Origin of the sequence: Micromonospora sp. NPDC051300, from assembly GCF_044455315.1 — a bacterium.
In the GTDB taxonomy this organism is placed as follows: Bacteria; Actinomycetota; Actinomycetes; order Mycobacteriales; family Micromonosporaceae; genus Micromonospora; species Micromonospora robiginosa.
Window position 1 is genome coordinate 80,511 of the sequence record NZ_JBITEP010000006.1, and the last position, 19,352, is coordinate 99,862.

The window sequence follows — 19,352 nt, forward strand, 5'->3', positions numbered from 1 at the left end:
GGGCGAACATCGTTCTGCCCCCGCCACCTCCGAGCCAAGTCGCACGCATGGATCAGCCCGGCTCGAATGCGCTTTCGGGCAAGTCCGGATACCCGCAGCCGCCGATGCGGACAACGCCAACCAACGGGGTGATCGGAAACCACATCACGACCAATCCTCCCAGCGCAGGAATGACACCCCGCCGCTCAACCCCCTTCAACGGAGTTATTGGGGGCGGCAGCGCCGGCACAGCACCGTCGGGCGCCGCAGGATCTCGCCCCAGTTCTGGCAAAGGGCCCTACATTGGGGCCCACGGCACACCTCCGATCGGCGGCTCCCCAGGTGCCCCCAGCGCAATTAGAAGGCAAGGACTCAAGAGCGGCGGGGAATCCACCCAGAGCAACTGGGACCCAGATAATCCTTGGGAAGTGAAGCGTGGAGTGGAACCTATCCTAGAAACACCCGAGGATGGACCGATCGATCCTGGCCCCGCAATAGGATTCGACCGGTGATTCTGTTTTCTTCCCAGGCATTCGGACTAGCAATAGCCGTTATTGCGATGTCGTGGATACCACCCTCCGGAACATCCGCGATCGAAAACGATGACGGGCTCGCAAGAATCCGCTCCGATCAGTGGCATTTGAATTTTCTGGGCATTTCGGCCGCGCATCAGATTTCCCAGGGTCAGGGTGTAGTTGTGGCAGTTCCTGACACCGGCGTCGATCCCCATCCTGACCTTAGAGACAACCTACTTCAGGGAAAAGATGTCATAGCCGGCGGAAACGGCAGCGGCACACGGGACAGCAATAGCCACGGCACCGGGATGGCTGGCCTTATTGCAGCCCACGGCAGAGGGGGCAATCTTGGCGCACTCGGGGTAGCCCCTAGAGCCAAGATACTACCTATCCTCGACACTCCAGCTAGCGGACTGGGCCAGCCCGACGATTTAGCCGCAAGCATCGAGTATGCCGTCACTCAGCATGTGGATATAATCAGCATCTCAGCAGCAAGCATTCCTACCAGCAGGCTGCAGACGGCGATAACCAACGCATTGAAAGCAGATATCGTAGTAGTGGCCGCTGTCGGTAACAGCCCACGCGAAAGCGCAGTCAGTTATCCAGCATCCGAGCAAGGCGTTATTGCTGTGGGCGGAGTTGACGCGCGCGGCTTTCACGCAGAATCTTCAGTTACAGGCACGGAGGTTTCAGTCGTCGCTCCGGCAGTTGACATCTACAGCACAGGCATCTCAGGCAGGTACCGTCGAAGCACCGGCACCTCGGACGCCACGGCGATCGTCGCCGGCGCCGCCGCCCTGATCCGCTCCAAATATCCTGACCTGCCGGCTGCCGAGGTCGCGCATCGCCTCACCGCGACCGCCGTCGACAAGGGACCACCAGGCCGGGACGACGAGTACGGCTACGGCGTCATCGACCTGGTCGCCGCGTTGACCGCCGACGTACCCCCGATCGGTTTCGAGTCCACCGGGGTCACCGCGCCGGCCTCGACGGCGACCGCGCCCGGCGGCGGCGACGGCGGAAGCACCGCCCGGGGCCTGGCGACCCTCGGGGTGCTGCTGGCCGCAGGTGGCGGTTATCTGGTCTGGCGTCGCCGTCGCCGTGCCGGCGACCCGCCGCCGAGGATCAGCCGGTAGCGTCGCAAGGGTGTCGACCTCCGTGCCGTTGCGCCTCGTCCTCGCCTCGCAGAGTCCTGCCCGCCGCAAGCTGCTCCAGGCCGCCGGGATCGAGCCCGACGTGCTGGTCAGCGGCGTCGACGAGTCGCAGGTGGTCAGCGACCGGGCGGAGGACCTCTGCCTGGAACTCGCGCGGCTGAAGGCGCGGGCCGTGCTCGGCCGGCTGCGGCCCGCCGCGGACGAGCGCACGCTTGTGCTCGGCTGCGACTCGGTGCTCGCGTTCGACGGCGAGATCCTGGGCAAGCCGGCCGACGCGGCCGATGCCACCCGGCGGTGGCAGCGGATGCGTGGGCGCAGCGGTGTCCTGCACACCGGGCACTGCCTGATCGACGTGTCGCACGAGGCGCGCGCCGAGGCGGTGGCGTCGACCACCGTGCACTTCGCCGACATCAGCGACGAGGAGATCACTGCCTACGTCGCGACCGGCGAGCCGCTGGCGGTGGCCGGCGCGTTCACCATCGACGGGCTGGGCGGCGCGTTCCTGACCGGCATCGAGGGTGATCCGGGCACGGTGGTGGGGCTTTCCCTGCCGCTGCTGCGCCGGCTCCTCGCCGACCTGGAGCTGCGCCTGGTCGACCTGTGGACGAAGGTCGCGCCGGGGGGCCAGGAGATCGAGCATCTCGGCTAACGTCCGGGCATGACCACGAAGCCGTTGCCGCTGACCCCGGAACTGCACGCCTACCTGGTGGCCCACGGGTCCGCCCCGGACGACGTCGTCCGGGAGTTGGCCGAGGAGACCCGTGCGGCGCTGCCCGCCGAGGCCGACATGCAGGTGGCGCCGGAGCAGGCGGCGTTCCTCACCTTCCTGACCCGGCTGCTCGGCGTGCGGCAGGCGGTGGAGGTGGGCACGTTCACCGGCCTGTCCTCGCTGGCGATCGCCCGTGGGCTGGCCGAGGGCGGCCGGCTGACCTGCTTCGACATCTCCGAGGAGTACACCGGGGTGGCCCGGCGCTACTGGGCCCGGGCGGGGGTCGAGGACCGGATCGAGTTGCGCATCGGTCCGGCCGCGGAGACGCTGCGCGAGTTGCCCCGGGAGCGTCACCTCGACTTCGCGTTCATCGACGCCGACAAGGTCGGTTACCCGGTCTACTGGGACGAGCTGGTCCCCCGGATGCGTCCCGGTGGGGTGATCGCGGTCGACAACACGCTGCGCGCCGGCCGGGTGCTCGCCCCGCGCAACGCGGACGACCGGGCCATCGCCGCGTTCAACGACGCGGTGGTCGCGGACGTCCGCGTCGAGGCGGTCATGCTGTCGATCGCCGACGGGGTCACGCTCGCCCGGGTGCGCTGAGCCGGGGGTCACGCCGGCTCGGGGCGCAGCGCTCGCCCCAGCCGCCCGGTCAGCAGCACCGCCACCACGATGAACGCGGGCAGCAGCAGGAAGGCCGCGTGCGGTCCGACGCCGTCGGCCACCCGGCCGAGCGCCACCGGTGCGATCCCGAAACCAACTGCCATCGAGTACGACGACCAGCCCGCCGCCCGGTCGGCGGCCCCGCCGGCCACCGCGAGCGCGATGGCGGTCGCCAGCGGGTAGTGCAGCGCGTTGCCCAGGCCGAGCACGACCAGACCGGCCACCGCGAGCCAGCCGACCGGGCTCGCCCAGAACAGCGTGAACCCGGCGAGGGAGACGGTGAACGCGCCGAGCAGCAGCGGCACCGGCGACCAGCGGAGCGCGGCCCGGCCACCGGCGAGCCGGCCGACGAACATGCCGCAGACGATCGCCGCCACGGCGGCCGACGCCCCGCCGGCGCTCAGCCCGGCGTGGGTGCGGAGCACGTCGGCGGTCCACAGCGACAGGCAGACCTCGATCGACCCGGTGACGGCCATCAACACCCAGGCGATCCAGTACGCGCGCGGCAGCCGCCCCGAACCCGCCCGGACCCCCTGATCGTCGCCGCTGGGCGTCGCGCGCGCACCGTCCGGGATCTCGGGCTGCCCGGCCTCCGGGCGCGCGCCGTCGGGGCCGCCGGCCACCGCGACGATGCCCGCCGCGGCGGGCACCGAACGGACCGCCGGGGCCACGACGGGGTGGGCGGTAGCCGCGGCAGCGGGAGCGCGCTTCGGTCGGCGTACCCGGAAGGTCACGGCGGTGAGCGCGACGAGCGCGATCAGCCCGACCTCGACGGCCATCACCGGTCGCCAGCCGAGGCCGTCGCCGACGGTGACGCCGATGGTCAGCGGCGCCAGGATGCCCATGCCGGCGCAGACGGCGTTGGCCTCGGTGAGCGCGGCCGGGGCGGCGGGGCCGTGCCGGGCGGTGAGCAGCACGTTGACGCCGCTGATCACCATCATGCCGAAGGTGGCGACGACCGCGACGGCGGCGATGGTGGCGGGCAGCGGGCGGAGCAGGCCGAGCGCGGTGACGCCGACGGCCACGCCGGCCAGGCCGAGCCAGACGGCCGCGCCGCGTCCGAGGCGGCGGGCGACCGGGGCGAAGAGCGCGCCGCCGGCCAGCGCGCCGACCGCGATGCCGGTGCTGTGCAGGCCGGCCACCGCGGCGCTGGTGCCCTGCTCGTCGCGGAGCAGCGGTACGACCGGGCCGAACCCGTAGAGGAAGAAGCCCCAGAGGCCGAGCTGGGCGTAGGTCAGCCAGGTGGTCCGGTCACGGGTGAGGCGGGGCACCGGCCCGACGCTACGCGCGCGTGACCGGCACCCCGCCTGGGCTCCCCGGTTGTTAAGCGGGGCCCCTTCCTCTACCGAATGCGTTAAAAGGGGGCCCCGCCTTTCACCTCACGCTGCGGGCGAACTGGCGGGCCGCCCAGACGACGCCGGCGACGGCGAGCACGGCGATGATGCCGAGCCCCTGCCAGACCTTGTCGTTGCCCAGGTCGCCCCCGAACAGGGCGCGGGTCCCGTCGACCGCCCAGGAGAACGGGTTCCACTTGGCGACGCCCTGCAACCAACCGGGTGCGAAGGTGAGCGGCAGCAGGATGCCGGAGAGCAGCAGCACCGGCTGCGCGACGGTGTTCATCAGCGGGGCCAGCGCGTCCTCGCTCTTGACCTTGAGGGCGACGCCGTAGGAGACGGCCGAGGTCATCAGCGCGATGAGGGCGAGCATCAGGTAGGCCAGGAGCAGGTAGCCGATGAACACCCGCAGGTCGAACAGGAGCGCCAGCAGCGTGATGATGACCGCCTGCGCGATGAGCGAGACCACGTCGCGCAGGGCGCGCCCGAGCAGCAGGGCGAGCCGGCTGACCGGGGTGACCCGGGAGCGTTCGATGACGCCGGCGCGCAGCTCGGCGATCAGGCCGAAGCCCTGGAACAGGCCGCCGAAGATGGCCAGCAGCACCAGCAGGCCGGGTACGAAGATCTTGTAGGCGGCGGCCTGGGTGGGCGCGTTCAGCGCCGGCTTGAGCAGCGGGGCGAAGAGCAGCAGGTACATCACCGGCTGGAAGACGCCGACGAAGACCCAGACCGGGTTGCGCAGCAGCAGTTGCGCCTGGCGCTGGAAGATCAGCCAGGTGTCGCGGGCGAGTTTCATGACAGCTTCTCCGGTGGTCAGGACTCGCGCAGCGAGCGGCCGGTCTTGGTGAGGAAGACGTCGTCGAGGCTGGGGCGGTGCAGCTCGATCGAGCGCAGCTCCAGCCCGGCGTGGTCGAGGCGACGCAGCACCTGCGGGATGGCGACGGCGCCCTCGTCGACGTAGAGGCGCAGACCGCCCTCGTCGGCGGTCTCCAGCTTGGTCACGTACGCCTCGGTGTCGAGCAGTTGCGCGGCCTGCGGGGTGGTCGCGGCGTCCAGGCCGACGATCACCACCTCGCCGGAGATCTCGCGCTTCAGCTCGGTCGGCGTGCCCTCCGCGACCACCTCGCCGTGATCCATGATCGCGATGCGGTCGCAGAGCGCGTCGGCCTCGTCGAGGTAGTGCGTGGTGATGAAGACGGTCATCCCCTCGGTGCGCAGCCGGCGGATCTCGTCCCACATGTGCGCGCGGCTCTGCGGGTCAAGGCCGGTGGTCGGCTCGTCCAGGAAGACGATCTTCGGTTCGTGGATGATGCCGAGCGCGATCTCGACCCGCCGGCGCTGGCCGCCGGAGTAGGTCTTGCACTTGCGGTCGGCGTATTCGCTGAGCTGGAAGGCGTCCAGCGCGCGGACGGCGCGCCGGTTGGCGTCGGCCTTGGAGATGCCGTAGAGGCGGGCCTGGAGCACCAGCTCCTCGCGGGCGCTCGACTCGTCCCAGGTGCTGCCGCCCTGGGGCACGTAGCCGATCCGGCGGCGCACCCCGGCCGGGTCCTTGAGCAGGTCGGCGCCGGCGACGGTGGCCTGACCGCCGTCCGGCTCGATGAGGGTGGCGAGCATCCGCAGGGTGGTGGTCTTGCCGGCGCCGTTGGGTCCGAGGAAGCCGAAGATCTCCCCCTCGGCGACGTCGAGGTTGACGCCGCGCACCGCGTCCACGGTCTTCTTCTCGCGACCCGCGCGGGAGCGGAACGACTTCCGCAGCCCCCTGGTCTCGATCATTTCTGCTCCTGGTCGTCCGGGCCGGGGTCGCCCGGCCGCCGGTCAGCGGTTCGCGTCGAGGCTAACGCGATATAACTCTTCTAGTCAATGTTGATTATTCCGTGTCTCCGTCGGTCCAGCCGGACCAGCCCTCCGCGCGCTCCATCCCCGCGGGCAGGTACGACACCCCCGACTCGATCCGCTCCGCGATCCGCTCGCACCACGCCGTCTCGGCCTCCGCCCGGGCCAGCCACAGCTCGAACATCCAGCCCACGTGCACCGGCTTGCGGGTGCGTACCCAGTCGGAGTCCAGCGACGCACGCATCGACTCGACTCCGGCGCGCAGCAGGTTGGCCCGGTTGCGCAGCGCCGCCGCGGCCTCGTCGCGCGGCAGGGCCGGCAGGAACGAGAACGCCACCGCGAACGGGTCCGGCGACTCGTGCACCTGCCACCACTGCCCCCGCAGCAACGTCTCGAACTCGTCCTCACCCTTCGGCGTCACCTCGTACGTGGTGCGGGCCGGGCGGGCGCCCACCTGCTCGACCGAGACCGTCCGCAGCAGCCCCTCGTCGGTGAGTTTGCGCAGCGCGTGGTAGATCGAACCCGGCTGCACGTTGGCCCACTTGTCCGCGCTCCAACTCAGCAGCTCGCGGCGCACGTCGTAGCCGTGCACCGGTTGCATCCACCTGACCAGGCCCAGAATCATCATTCGCGTCGCCGACACCGGACAAGCGTAATAGCCAAGTTTGACTACAGTGCGACATCCCACACTGAGCGATCGTTAGGGCCAGCAAGCCGGCCGATACACTCCCGGCATCGACCTCCCGGGAGGAGCCCTCAAGGTGCGCAAGGTCCTCATCGCCAACCGCGGCGAGATCGCCGTCCGCGTCATCCGCGCCTGCCGCGACGCCGGGCTCGCAAGCGTCGCCGTCTACGCGGACTCCGACCGGGACGCCCTGCACGCCACGCTCGCCGACGTCGCGTACGCCCTGGGCGGCGACACCGCCGCCGACAGCTACCTGCGCATCGACAAGCTGATCGACGTGGCGGCCCGGGCCGGCGCGGACGCGGTGCACCCCGGCTACGGCTTCCTCTCCGAGAACGCCGACTTCGCCCAGGCCGTCCTCGACGCCGGGCTGACCTGGATCGGCCCCACCCCGCAGGCGATCCGCGACCTGGGTGACAAGGTCACCGCCCGGCACATCGCCCAGCGCGCCGGCGCCCCGCTGGTGCCCGGCACGCCGGACCCGGTGGCCGGCGCCGACGAGGTGACCGCGTTCGCCACCGAGCACGGTCTGCCGGTGGCCATCAAGGCGGCCTTCGGCGGCGGCGGTCGCGGCCTCAAGGTCGCCCGCACCATGGAGGAGATCCCGCACCTGTTCGAGTCGGCCACCCGCGAGGCGGTCGCCGCGTTCGGCCGGGGCGAGTGCTTCGTCGAGCGCTACCTCGACCAGCCCCGCCACGTCGAGGCGCAGGTGCTCGCCGACCAGCACGGCAACGTGATCGTGGTCGGCACCCGGGACTGCTCGCTCCAGCGCCGGCACCAGAAGCTCGTCGAGGAGGCGCCCGCGCCGTTCCTCACCGACGCCCAGCGCGCCCAGATCCACGACAGCGCCAAGGCGATCTGCCGGGAGGCCGGTTACCACGGCGCCGGCACGGTGGAATACCTGGTCGGCGCGGACGGCACCATCTCCTTCCTGGAGGTCAACACCCGGCTCCAGGTCGAGCACCCGGTGACCGAGGAGACCGCCGGCATCGACCTGGTCCGCGAGCAGTTCCGCATCGCCGACGGCGAGAAGCTGCGCATCACCGAGGACCCGACGCCGCGCGGGCACGCCATCGAGTTCCGGATCAACGGCGAGGACCCGGGCCGCAACTTCCTGCCCGCCCCGGGCACCGTCACCGCGCTGCGGCTGCCCAGCGGCCCTGGCGTCCGGGTGGACACCGGCATCTCGGCCGGCGACGTGATCGGCGGCAACTTCGACTCGCTGCTCGCCAAGGTGATCATCGTCGGCGAGACGCGCACCGAGGCGCTGGAGCGGGCCCGCCGGGCGCTGGACGAGATGGTCGTCGACGGCATGGCCACCGCGCTGCCCTTCCACCGCCTGGTGGTCCGGGACGCGGCGTTCACCAGCGAGCCGTTCACCGTGCACACCCGGTGGATCGAGACCGAGTTCGACAACACCGTGCCGGCCTTCACCGCCGCCGCCGGCGCCGCCGAGGCGCCGGCCGAGCGCGAGACCGTCGTGGTCGAGGTGGCCGGCAAGCGGATCGAGGTGGTCCTCCCCGCCGGCCTCGGCGCGGGTACGGCGGCCGCGGCGCCCGCCGCGCGCAAGCCGGCCCGCCGGGGCGGTACGGGCAAGGCCGGCGCCGCGGTCGGCGGGGACACGCTCGCCTCCCCGATGCAGGGCACCATCGTCAAGATCGCCGTGGCCGACGGCGACACGGTCGCCGAGGGTGACCTGGTCGTGGTGCTGGAGGCGATGAAGATGGAGCAGCCGCTGCACGCGCACAAGGCCGGCACGGTGAGCGGCCTGGCCGCCGAGGTCGGCGCGGTGATCACCGCAGGCGCCCCCATCTGCACCATCGAGGGGTAAGGAAGGGCCCCCTGTTAACGCCTCCGGTAGAGGCGGGGCCCCTTCTTAACACCTCGGGCGGCGGGTGGTCTGGGCCACCAGCGGCGGCGGGGAGCGCCGGGAGCGGGAATGATGGCCGGGTGCGGTTCCTTCATGGCGCGGTCCCCGCGCACGACCTGACCTACAACGACGTCTTCATGGCGCCCAACCGCTCGGAGGTGGGCTCCCGGCTCGACGTCGACCTGTCCTCCGGCGACGGCACCGGCACCACCGTGCCGCTGGTGGTGGCGAACATGACCGCCGTCGCCGGCCGGCGGATGGCCGAGACGGTCGCCCGGCGCGGCGCGGTCGCGGTGATCCCGCAGGACATCCCGATCGAGGTCGTCGCGAACGTGGTCGGCTGGGTCAAGCAGCGACACCTGGTGCACGACACGGCGATCACGCTCGGCCCGACCGACACCGTCGGCGACGCCATCCACCTGCTGCCCAAGCGCGCGCACGGCGCGGTGATCGTGGTCGACGAGGGTGGTCGCCCGGTCGGCGTGGTGACCGAGGCGGACACCGTCGGGGTGGACCGGTTCGCCCAGCTCCGGCACGTGATGTCCACCGAGCTGCACACGGTGCCGGCGGACGCGGACCCGCGTACCGGATTCGAACGGTTGTCGGCGGGCCGGCGGCGGCTCGCGCCGGTGGTGGACGCGGACGGCCGGCTGGTCGGCGTGCTGACCCGCGCCGGCGCGCTGCGCGCGACGCTCTACACGCCGGCGGTGGACGACCGGGGCCGGTTGCGCATCGCGGCGGCGGTCGGGATCAACGGCGACGTCACCGGCAAGGCCGCCGCGCTGCTGGAGGCCGGGGTGGACACGCTCGTCGTGGACACCGCGCACGGGCACCAGGAGCGGATGATGCAGGCGCTGCGGGCGGTCCGCAAGCTCGACCCGGGCGTCCCGGTCGCGGCCGGCAACGTGGTCACTGCCGACGGGGTACGCGACCTGGTCGAGGCCGGCGCCGACATCGTGAAGGTGGGGGTCGGACCGGGCGCGATGTGCACCACCCGGATGATGACCGGGGTGGGTCGTCCGCAGTTCTCGGCGGTGCTCGACTGCGCGGCGGCGGCCCGCTCGCTGGGCCGGCACGTCTGGGCCGACGGCGGCGTGCGCCACCCCCGGGACGTGGCGCTGGCGCTGGCCGCGGGCGCCTCGAACGTGATGGTCGGCTCCTGGTTCGCCGGCACCTACGAGTCCCCCGGCGACCTCTACACCGACGCCGACGGCAGGCGCTACAAGGAGAGCTTCGGGATGGCCTCGTCCCGGGCGGTGAGCGCGCGGACCGCCGAGGACAGCGTGTTCGACCGGGCCCGGAAGGCGATCTTCGAGGAGGGCATCTCCTCGGCCCGGATGTACCTGGACCCGAACCGGCCGGGCGTCGAGGATCTGATCGACGAGATCGTCTCCGGGGTGCGCAGCGCGTTCACCTACGCCGGCGCGCGCACCCTGGACGAGTTCCACGACCGGGCGCTGGTGGGCGTGCAGAGCACCGCCGGCTACACCGAGGGCATGCCGTTGCCGACGAGTTGGTGACCGTTCAGGAGAAGAGCCGGCCGACCACCGCACGGGCGGCCGGCTCGGGGTCGGCGCCCACCCGGCCAGGGAGGGCGCCGGCCAGCCACAGCTCGGCGAAGCCGTGCGCGATCGACCAGGCGGCCAGGGCGTCCGTGTCGGGCTCCCGGCCGGTGTGCCGGGACACGCCGCCGCGCAGCAGCTTTCCGGTCCGCTCCCGGGCCGCCAGCAGCTCCGGGTCGTCGGCCCGGTAGAGGTCCGGACGGAACATCACGTCGAAGTGCGCGCGGTGCCGGACCGCGAAGACGACGTACGCGACGCCGCTCTCCCGGAAGTCGTCGCCCGCTGCCCGCAGCGCCTCGCCGAGCAGGTCGAAGCCCTGCGTGGCGAGCGCGGTGAGCAGCCCCGCCTTGTCACCGAAGTGATGCGCGGGCGCCGCGTGCGAGACGCCGGCCCGGCGGGCGAGGTCGCGCAGGCTCAGCGCGGACGGCCCGGATTCGGCGATCGCCTCGACTGCGGCGGTGAGCAACGCTTGGCGCAGGTCACCGTGGTGGTAGGAGCGGGAGGACGTCATGACCCCACCATATCTTGTCATTGACAAGATTGATCGACGGCGGCAATCTTGTCGGTGACAAGATATGTCGACGGAGGGATCACCCGTGGCGCCCCTGATCGCACTTCTCGCCGGCACCGTCGTGGCCCGGATCGCCGGCCTTCTCGGCGTGGACGCGCTCGACGGCTGGCATCCCGCACTGCGGGTCGGCCTGGCGCTGATGTTCCTCCTGACCGGGACGGCCCACTTCACCTCGCGGCGATCCGACCTGATCGCGATGGTCCCGCCGGCGCTTCCCCGGCCGGACCTGCTGGTGACGCTCACCGGCGTACTCGAACTCGCCGGCGCGGTCGCCCTGCTGCCGCCGGCGACCGCGCGCTGGGCGGCCGCCGGCCTGGCACTGCTGGTGCTTGCCTTGTTTCCGGCCAACGTCTCGGCCGCCCGCCGGCGGCTGACACTCGCCGGCCGGCCGGTTACTCCGCTCGCCGCGCGGACGGCACTCCAGGTCGTCTTCGTGGCCGCCGCGCTCGCGGTCGCCCTGGGCGACTGAGCGCGCTCGGGGCCGCCGCCCACCGGGCCGGTTCCCCCGCTCCGGCCGACGGGGTGCTGGGCGTCAGGTGTTAACAGGGGCCCCCTCCTCTACCGAATGCGTTAAGCGGGGGCCCTTCCTTTCACCCAGGCGCAGGCAGGCGAGCAGGCCGATCAGCAGGAAACCGGCGGCGGTGAACGCGGCGTACCGGGTGGCGTCGGAGAACGCCTCCTTCGCCTCCTCGGCGATCGGCGCGGTACGCGGGTCCGCCGCCAGCCCGGTGATCGCCGCGCCGGCGCTCTCCTTCACCGCGGTCACCACCTGGTCCCGCCCGGCCGGGTCGAGGCCGGGCTGGTCGGCCAGCCGGTCGCCGAGCAGCCCGCCGAGGCCGGCGAAGAGCACGGTGCCGAGCACCGCGATGCCGAGCGCGGAGCCCACCTGCCGGGCGGTGCTCTGCAGGCCGGAGCCCTGCCCGCTGCGTCGCACCGGCACCTCGGCCAGGGAGACGCCGGTGAGCTGGGCGGTGGCCAGGCCGACGCCGACGCCGTAGACGAAGAGGAACGCCACCGGCGCCCACCAGCGGGTGTCCGGCGCGACGACGAGGCCGAGACCGGCCACGCCGACCAGTTCGGCGGCGACGCCGAGCTGCACCACCCGGGCGGCGCCCCAGCGCTGGGTGAGCGGCGCGCCGATGCCGCTGGCCAGGAAGCTGCCGACGGCGAGCGGCAGCAGCGCCAGGCCGGTGCGGAAGGCGCTGTAGCCGAGCACGTTCTGGAACCACAGTGGCAGCGCGAAGAGCAGGCCGAACTCGCCCAGGCTGACGATCGCGGCGGCGAGGATGCCGTTGCGGAACGAGCCGATGCCGAACAGCGACAGGTCGAGCAGCGCGGGCCGGCCGGCCCGGTTGCGGCGGACCTGCTGGGCCAGGAAGAGCCCGAGCGCGGCGAGTCCGGCCAGCGCGGCCACCGGGACCGGCGAGATCGAGGCGGTCCAGTCCAGGCCGAACAGGCTGAACGGACGCTCCCGCTCCCACCAGCCGTAGGTGCGGCCCTCGATCAGCGCGAACACCACACCGGTCATGCCGACCACGGAGAGCAGCGCGCCGAGCAGGTCGACGCCGCGTTCGGCGCGGTCGTCCCGGGACTCGGCGACGAGCAGCAGGGTGCCGACGATCACGGCGAGGCTGACCGGGACGTTGATCCCGAACGCCCACCGCCAGGAGTACGTGGTGGTGAGCCAGCCGCCGAGCAGCGGCCCGAGCGCCGCCGCGCCGCCGATGGTGGAACCCCAGACGGCGAACGCGATGCCCCGCTCCCGGCCGGTGAAGTTGGCGTTGAGCAGGGAGAGCGAGGTGGGCAGCATCATCGCGCCGCCGATGCCCTGGAGCACCCGGCCGCCGATCAGCGCCTCGCCGGAACCGGCGACCGCCGCCAGCACGCTGGCGACCACGAAGACGCTCACCCCGACGACGAACATCCGCCGCCGCCCGGACCGGTCGGCGAAGCGGCCGGCGACCAGCAGCAGCGACGCGAAGACCAGGGTGTACGCCTCCTGGACCCACTGGGCGTCGGTGGCGGTGATCTCCAGGTCCCGGATGATCTGCGGCACCGCGACGTTCACGATGGTGGCGTCCACGATGATCATGGCGACGCCGAGGCTGATGGCGAGCAGCCCGAACCAGCGTCCGCGCCCGTCGCTGCGCATTGCGCCCTCCCCCTTTAGCTAGATTTTCTAGCTACCCGAGATGCTAGCTTTAACCCGTGGAGGGGTCGCCGTCAACCGGAGCGGCCGGGCCGCCGCCGAGCAGCGAGGCCGCCCGCGCCCTGCGCGACGTGCTGCGGATCGCCGGGGACACCCGGGCCGCGCTGGCCCGCCGGCTGGGCCTCGGCGCGACCGACGCCGCGGCCATCGACCACCTGGTGTCCAGCCCCGAACCGCTGGGCCCGGTCGAGCTGGGCAACCGGCTCGGCATCCGGTCCGCGTCCGCCACCACGCTCGTCGACCGGCTGGTGCGGGCCGGCCACGTCGCCCGCGCGCCGCACCCGCACGACCGCCGGCGGCTCAGCCTCCAGGTGACGGAGCACGCCGTCGGCGAGGTGCTGGAGGCGCTGCGCCCGATGCTCGTCGGCGTCGACCGGGCGGTCGCCCGACTCACCCCCGAGCAGGCCGAGGCCACCGCGGCGTTCCTGCGCGAGGTCGCCGACGTGATGCGCGAGTACGTGGCGACCGCGCCGGACGAGCCCGCGACGCCCCGGCGCACCAGCTCAGACCCCGACTGAGGACCTTCTCAGAAATTAGTTTGGGGCCTGATGATTCGGGCGCTAATCTAGCGCCCGTGAACATGGGACCGCTCGTCCGCTTCCCCGACGCGCTGCAGCACGCGCCGCTCGGCCGGCTCGTCTCCATCGCCGGCCACGTCGTCGAGCAGCACTGGGGGCGCTACCTGGCCGAGCACCACGGACTCACCTCCGCCGGCATGCGCGTGCTGATGATCCTGCTGCGCTCCGGCGACGTCACCCACCGGGAGATGGCGGAGCTGTGCTTCGTCCGGCCGGCCACCCTCACCGGCATCGTCGACACCCTGGAACGGGACGGCTTCGTCGTCCGCCGGCGCAGCCCCGAGGACCGGCGCACGGTCCAGCTCACGCTCACCGACAAGGGCCAGGAACAAGCCCGCGCGATCATCGACATGATCCACAGCGACCGGCCGCTGACCTCGGTCGACGCCGACCCGGCCAAGCGGGCGGTCATCCGCGAGTTCCTGACCGAAATCATCACCGGCATGTCCGACGGGGACCTCCGTCGGTTGAACCGGGACAGCGAGTCCGACACCGAGTCGCCAACGGGGAGACATCCGTGCTGATCCGCCTGCTCCGCACACACCTACGCCCGTACCGACGACTACTGGCCGCCGTGGTGGCGTTCCAGTTCGTCGGCACGATGGCCTCGCTCTACCTGCCCAGCCTGAACGCCGACATCATCGACCGCGGCGTCGCCCGCGGCGACACCGACGAGATCCTGCGGACGGGCGGGTGGATGCTGGTGGTCAGCCTGCTCCAGATCGCCTGCTCGATCGCCGCCGTCTACCTCGGCGCGAAGACCGCGATGGGCTTCGGCCGGGACGTCCGGGCAGCCATCTTCGGGCACGTCAACCGCTTCTCCGCCCGCGAGGTCGCCCGCTTCGGCGCGCCGTCGCTGATCACGCGCAACACCAACGACGTCCAGCAGGTGCAGATGCTGGTGCTGCTGAGCTGCACCATGCTGGTGGCCGCGCCGATCATGAGCGTGGGCGGCGTGGTGATGGCGCTGCGCGAGGACGTCGGGCTCTCCTGGCTGATGCTGATCTGCGTACCGGTGCTGGCCGTCGCGCTGGGCCTGATCATCCGCCGGATGGTGCCGGGCTTCCGGCTCATGCAGACCCGCATCGACACCGTCAACCGGGTGCTGCGCGAGCAGATCACCGGCATCCGGGTGGTCCGGGCCTTCGTCCGCGAGCCGTACGAGACGGACCGCTTCCGGGTGGCCAACACCGAGCTGACCGCGACCGCGCTGCGCATCGGCCGGCTCCAGGCGCTGATCTTCCCGATCGTGATGCTGGTGCTCAACGTCTCCAGCGTCGCGGTGCTCTGGTTCGGCGCCGGCCGGGTCGACTCCGGTCAGATCCAGATCGGCGCGCTGACCGCGTTCCTGGCCTACCTGATGCAGATCCTGATGGCGGTCATGATGGCCACCTTCATGCTGATGATGGTGCCCCGCGCCGCGGTCTGCGCGGAACGCATCGAGGAGGTGCTGGACACCGAGTCGTCGGTGGTGCCGGCGTCCGACCCGGTCACCGAGGTCACCGGCCACGGCGAGCTGGAGCTGCGCGGGGCCGGCTTCCAGTACCCCGGCGCCACCGCCCCGGTGCTGCACGACATCTCGTTCCGCGCCCACCCGGGCCGCACCACGGCGATCATCGGGTCCACCGGCGCCGGCAAGACCACGCTGCTGACGCTGATCCCCCGGCTGGTTGACCCGACCGCCGGCGCGGTCCTGGTCGACGGCGTGGACGTGCGGGAGCTGGCCCCGGACGAGCTGTGGCGGCGGATCGGGCTGGTGCCGCAGCGGCCGTACCTGTTCAGCGGCACGGTGGCGAGCAACCTGCGCTACGGCAACCCGGAGGCCACCGACGCGGACCTGTGGGCGGCCCTGGAGATCGCCCAGGCGCGCGACTTCGTGAGCGAGATGCCCGGCGGGCTGGACGCGCCGATCGCGCAGGGCGGCACGAACGTCTCGGGCGGCCAGCGGCAACGCCTGGCCATCGCCCGCGCGCTGGTACGCAAACCGGAGATCTACCTCTTCGACGACTCCTTCTCCGCGCTCGACCTCGGCACGGACGCCCGGCTGCGGGCCGCCCTCAAACCGGTCACCGCGGACGCGGCGGTGGTGATCGTGGCCCAGCGGGTCTCCACGATCGTCGACGCCGACCAGATCATCGTGCTCGAGGACGGGGGTGTCGTCGGGATGGGACGACACGAGGAACTGCTCGCCGACTGCCCCACGTACGCCGAGATCGTGGCGTCCCAGCAGACTGCGGGGGTGACCGCATGAAACAGGCCGTGCCCCAGCAGCAGAAGGCGGAGCCGACGCGGCTGCCGCCGGGCGGGCGGCGACCGGGCGGCCCGCCGCACATGAGCATGGGCATGCCGGCCGAGAAGGCGATGAACTTCGGGCCGTCGGCACGCCGGCTGCTGGGACGGCTGCGTCCGTACCGGCTCCGGCTCACCGGCGTGCTCGCGCTGGCCCTGGCCAGCGTCGGGCTCAGCGTCGTCGGGCCGAAGGTGCTCGGCCACGCCACCGACATCATCTTCAGCGGGGTGATCGGGCGGCAGCTCCCGCCCGGCACCACCACCGAGGCGGCGGCGCAGGCGGCCCGCGCCGAGGGCAACGGCAACTTCGCCGACATGCTGGCCCGGATGGACGTGATCCCCGGCGTGGGCATCGACTTCGACGCGCTGGGCCGGGTGCTGGCGTTCGCGGTGGTGCTCTACATCGGCGCGAGCATCCTCCAGTGGGCGCAGGGCTGGGTGCTCAACGGCGTGGTGCAGGGCACCGTGCTGAAGCTGCGCGCCGACGTGGAGCACAAGCTCAACCGGCTGCCGCTGCCCTACTTCGACAAGCAGCCGCGCGGGGAACTGCTGAGCCGGGTCACCAACGACATCGACAACGTGTCGCAGACGCTCCAACAGACGCTGAGCCAGTTGCTCACGTCGCTGCTCACCGTCGTCGGCGTACTCGGGATGATGTTCTGGATCTCGCCGTTGCTGGCGGTCGTCGCGCTTGTCGCGGTGCCGCTCTCGGTGATCGTCACCGGCCGGATCGCCAAGCGGTCGCAGGGCAAGTTCATCGCCCAGTGGAAGCACACCGGCGAGCTGAACGGCCAGATCGAGGAGGCGTACACCGGGCACGAGCTGGTCAAGGTGTTCGGCCGGCAGAAGGAGGTCGAGGCCGCCTTCCACGCCAAGAACGAGGAGCTGTTCAAGGCCAGCTTCGGCGCCCAGTTCGTCTCCGGGATCATCATGCCGGCGATGTTCTTCATCGGGAACCTCAGCTACGTCGCGATCGCGGTGGTCGGCGGCCTCCGGGTGGCCTCCGGCGCGATGAGCCTCGGCGACGTGCAGGCGTTCATCCAGTACTCGCGGCAGTTCACCCAGCCGCTGACCCAGGTCGCGTCGATGGCCAACCTGCTGCAGTCCGGGGTGGCCTCGGCCGAACGGGTGTTCGCCGTGCTCGACGCCGACGAGCAGAGCGCCGACCCGACCGAGCCGGCCCGGATCACCGACCCGCACGGCCGCGTCGAGTTCGAGCAGGTCTCCTTCCGGTACGACCCGGAGAAGCCGCTGATCGACGACCTCTCGCTGGTCGCCGAGCCCGGGCACACGGTGGCCATCGTCGGCCCCACCGGTGCCGGCAAGACGACCCTGGTCAACCTGGTCATGCGCTTCTACGAGCTGGACGCCGGACGGATCACCCTGGACGGGGTGGACATCAGCACGATGCGCCGGGACGACCTGCGCGGCCGGATCGGCATGGTGCTGCAGGACACCTGGCTCTTCGGCGGCACCATCCGGGACAACATCGCCTACGGGCGGCCGGACGCCACCGAGGAGGAGATCCTGGCCGCCGCGCAGGCCACCTTCGTGGACCGGTTCGTGCGCAGCCTGCCCGACGGCTACGACACCGTGATCGACGAGGAGGGCAGCAACGTCAGCGCCGGCGAGAAGCAGCTCATAACCATCGCCCGGGCATTCCTGGCCGAGCCGTCGCTGCTGATCCTGGACGAGGCGACCAGCTCGGTGGACACCCGGACCGAGGTGCTGCTGCAACGCGCCATGGCGGCGCTGCGCTCCGACCGGACCAGCTTCGTCATCGCGCACCGGCTCTCCACCATCCGCGACGCCGACCTGATCCTGATGATGGAGCGCGGCCGGATCGTCGAGCAGGGCACCCACGACCAGCTCGTCGCCGCCGGCGGGGCGTACGCCCGGCTCTACCGGGCGCAGTTCACCGGCGCGGTGATCTCCGACGAGGTGCCGGCGCCGGCCGGTACGCGCCCCGCCGGCGCACCGGTCGGGAACTGACGTGGACCCCGCGACAGCTTCGACGCCGGGCACCGCCCGGGTGACAGTCGGTCACCCGGGCGGCCCGGTCGGGTCAGGCCGGCGGGAGCAGGTCGGCCGACCGGCTCGCCACCACCGCGCCGACGAGGCGCAACGCGTCCGCCCGGGGCATCGGGTCGAGACCGCGCCCGTCGCGCAGGCGCAGCGAGACCGATCCGTCGGCCACCTCCCGGGCGCCCAGCACCCCGACGTACGGGATGCGACGGCGGGCCGCGTCCCGGACCCGGGCGCCCAGCGAACCCGACTCGTCCACCTCGGCCCGCAGCCCGGCCGCCTCGGCCTCCCGGCACAGCCGCCGGGCCGCGTCGGCCTGCGCGTCGCCGGTCGGCAGCAGGAGCACCTGCACCGGGGCGTACCAGGGCGGGAAGGCGCCCTGGTGCACCTCGATCAGGTAGGCGAACAGCCGCTCCATGCTGCCCACCAGGCTGCGGTGCACCATCACCGGCCGCTTCCGGCTCCCGTCCGAGTCGGTGTAGGACAGGTCGAAGCGTTCCGGCTTGTCGAAGTCGAGCTGCACGGTGGAGATGGTCGACTCCCGGCCGGCCGCGTCCACGATCTGCACGTCGATCTTCGGGCCGTAGAACGCGGCCTCGCCGGGCGCCTCGACGGCGTCCACCCCGTCGAGCGCGGTGCGGAGCAGGTCCTCGGCCCGCGCCCAACCGGCGTCGTCGCCGACGTACCGCTGCCCCGGGCCGCGCACCGACAGCCGGAACCCGGCCGGTCGCACCCCGAGCGCGGCGTGCGCCTCGCGGATCAGTCGCAGGATCTCCCGTACCTCGTCGCCGACCTGCTCCGGCGCGCAGAAGTTGTGCGCGTCGTTCAGCGAGATGGCGCGGACCCGGGAGAGGCCGCCGAGCACGCCGGAACGCTCCGCCCGATACATGCCGCCCAGTTCGGCGACCCGCAGCGGCAGCTCCCGGTAGGACCGGCCGCGTGCGGCGAACACCAGCGCGTGGTGCGGGCAGAGCGCCGGCCGGAGCACGAACTCGTCGTCGGCGCTCAGCCGCATCGGCGGGAACATGTCGTCGGCGAACCAGCCGAGATGCCCGGAGCGCTCGAACAGCTCCCGTCTGCCCAGCGGCGGCGAGTAGACGTGCCGGTAGCCGGCCCGACGCTCCAGCTCCCGCACGTACTCCTCGACGGCGTGCCGGGCGGCGGCGCCGGCCGGCAGCCAGATCGGCAGGCCGGCGCCCGCGAGCGGGTCGGAGACGAACAGCTCCAGGTCCCGGCCGAGCCTACGGTGGTCGATCATGTCGCTCTCCTTGATCGGGTACGACCCGGAGGCGAGCGGGACCGGAACGCCGCGAGGCCCCGGAGCGGATCGCCCCGGGGCCTCGTCGACGGAAACGTCAGTGCGGCGCGCCGGGAAC

At 72.1% G+C, this 19,352-nt stretch carries 17 protein-coding genes; 10 read left to right on the forward strand and 7 right to left on the reverse strand.

Going from position 1 to position 19,352, the window contains the following annotated elements; genetic code table 11:
- Positions 1–493 precede the first annotated feature (493 nt).
- From ACIA5A_RS08915 to ACIA5A_RS08925, 3 genes are read left to right on the forward strand one after another with little or no spacing between them, the layout of a single operon-like run.
- Positions 494–1,630: a S8 family serine peptidase gene (locus ACIA5A_RS08915; protein WP_396758794.1), complete on the forward strand. Its 1,137-nt coding sequence runs from the start codon at positions 494–496 to the stop codon at positions 1,628–1,630.
- Between the two features lie 10 nt (positions 1,631–1,640).
- A complete protein-coding gene (locus tag ACIA5A_RS08920; protein ID WP_396758323.1) occupies positions 1,641–2,297 on the forward strand; it encodes a Maf family protein in 657 nt (218 codons plus the stop codon).
- 9 nt (positions 2,298–2,306) lie between these two features.
- Positions 2,307–2,960 carry an O-methyltransferase gene (locus ACIA5A_RS08925; RefSeq protein ID WP_396758326.1) on the forward strand — a complete coding sequence of 218 codons (654 nt, stop codon included), beginning with the start codon at positions 2,307–2,309 and terminating at the stop codon, positions 2,958–2,960.
- An 8-nt stretch (positions 2,961–2,968) separates the two neighbouring features.
- Here ACIA5A_RS08925 and ACIA5A_RS08930 read toward each other — a convergent pair whose 3' ends face one another.
- From ACIA5A_RS08930 to ACIA5A_RS08945, 4 genes are all read right to left on the reverse strand, one after another.
- A complete protein-coding gene (locus ACIA5A_RS08930) occupies positions 2,969–4,291 on the reverse strand; it encodes an MFS transporter (protein WP_396758329.1) in 1,323 nt (440 codons plus the stop codon).
- Positions 4,292–4,394: 103 nt separating this feature from the next.
- Entirely contained in the window at positions 4,395–5,150 is a 756-nt protein-coding gene (locus ACIA5A_RS08935) for an ABC transporter permease (RefSeq protein WP_396758331.1), read from the reverse strand.
- A gap of 17 nt (positions 5,151–5,167) precedes the next feature.
- The gene (locus ACIA5A_RS08940; protein ID WP_396758334.1) at positions 5,168–6,127 is read right to left on the reverse strand and encodes an ATP-binding cassette domain-containing protein; all 960 of its coding nucleotides are present in this window, start codon (positions 6,125–6,127) and stop codon (positions 5,168–5,170) included.
- 94 nt (positions 6,128–6,221) lie between these two features.
- Complete coding sequence (locus ACIA5A_RS08945; protein ID WP_396758797.1) at positions 6,222–6,815, reverse strand: PadR family transcriptional regulator; 594 nt, start codon at positions 6,813–6,815, stop codon at positions 6,222–6,224.
- Between the two features lie 133 nt (positions 6,816–6,948).
- Between ACIA5A_RS08945 and ACIA5A_RS08950 the strand changes: the two genes are divergently transcribed.
- Together ACIA5A_RS08950 and ACIA5A_RS08955 are read left to right on the forward strand one after the other, a co-directional pair.
- A complete protein-coding gene (locus ACIA5A_RS08950) occupies positions 6,949–8,703 on the forward strand; it encodes an acetyl/propionyl/methylcrotonyl-CoA carboxylase subunit alpha (protein ID WP_396758337.1) in 1,755 nt (584 codons plus the stop codon).
- A 119-nt stretch (positions 8,704–8,822) separates the two neighbouring features.
- Complete coding sequence (locus tag ACIA5A_RS08955; RefSeq protein ID WP_396758340.1) at positions 8,823–10,262, forward strand: GuaB1 family IMP dehydrogenase-related protein; 1,440 nt, start codon at positions 8,823–8,825, stop codon at positions 10,260–10,262.
- 4 nt (positions 10,263–10,266) lie between these two features.
- Here the strand turns inward: ACIA5A_RS08955 and ACIA5A_RS08960 are convergent, their stop codons facing one another.
- Positions 10,267–10,815: a TetR/AcrR family transcriptional regulator gene (locus tag ACIA5A_RS08960; RefSeq protein ID WP_396758343.1), complete on the reverse strand. Its 549-nt coding sequence runs from the start codon at positions 10,813–10,815 to the stop codon at positions 10,267–10,269.
- 85 nt (positions 10,816–10,900) lie between these two features.
- Here ACIA5A_RS08960 and ACIA5A_RS08965 point away from each other — a divergent pair, with 85 nt between their 5' ends.
- On the forward strand, positions 10,901–11,344 hold the full coding sequence (locus ACIA5A_RS08965; protein WP_396758346.1) for a DoxX family membrane protein: 444 nt from the start codon (positions 10,901–10,903) through the stop codon (positions 11,342–11,344).
- A 63-nt stretch (positions 11,345–11,407) separates the two neighbouring features.
- On the opposite strand, the gene ACIA5A_RS08970 is transcribed toward ACIA5A_RS08965, so the two are convergent.
- Positions 11,408–13,027 (reverse strand): MFS transporter, encoded by a 1,620-nt coding sequence (locus tag ACIA5A_RS08970; RefSeq protein ID WP_396758349.1) that lies wholly within the window; start codon positions 13,025–13,027, stop codon positions 11,408–11,410.
- Between the two features lie 56 nt (positions 13,028–13,083).
- On the opposite strand from ACIA5A_RS08970, the gene ACIA5A_RS08975 reads away from it, so the two are divergent.
- From ACIA5A_RS08975 to ACIA5A_RS08990, 4 genes are all read left to right on the forward strand, one after another.
- Positions 13,084–13,602 (forward strand): MarR family winged helix-turn-helix transcriptional regulator, encoded by a 519-nt coding sequence (locus tag ACIA5A_RS08975; protein WP_396758352.1) that lies wholly within the window; start codon positions 13,084–13,086, stop codon positions 13,600–13,602.
- Between the two features lie 62 nt (positions 13,603–13,664).
- Positions 13,665–14,186: a MarR family winged helix-turn-helix transcriptional regulator gene (locus ACIA5A_RS08980; RefSeq protein ID WP_396758800.1), complete on the forward strand. Its 522-nt coding sequence runs from the start codon at positions 13,665–13,667 to the stop codon at positions 14,184–14,186.
- Positions 14,180–15,913: an ABC transporter ATP-binding protein gene (locus ACIA5A_RS08985; RefSeq protein ID WP_396758354.1), complete on the forward strand. Its 1,734-nt coding sequence runs from the start codon at positions 14,180–14,182 to the stop codon at positions 15,911–15,913. The genes ACIA5A_RS08980 and ACIA5A_RS08985 overlap by 7 nt, the downstream gene beginning before the upstream one ends.
- Positions 15,910–17,943, forward strand: coding sequence for an ABC transporter ATP-binding protein (locus tag ACIA5A_RS08990; RefSeq protein ID WP_396758357.1), 2,034 nt, complete (start codon positions 15,910–15,912; stop codon positions 17,941–17,943). The genes ACIA5A_RS08985 and ACIA5A_RS08990 overlap by 4 nt, the downstream gene beginning before the upstream one ends.
- Positions 17,944–18,016: 73 nt before the next feature.
- On the opposite strand, the gene thrS is transcribed toward ACIA5A_RS08990, so the two are convergent.
- Positions 18,017–19,234 (reverse strand): threonine--tRNA ligase, encoded by a 1,218-nt coding sequence (gene thrS / locus ACIA5A_RS08995; RefSeq protein WP_396758360.1) that lies wholly within the window; start codon positions 19,232–19,234, stop codon positions 18,017–18,019.
- Between the last annotated feature and the right edge of the window lie 118 nt (positions 19,235–19,352).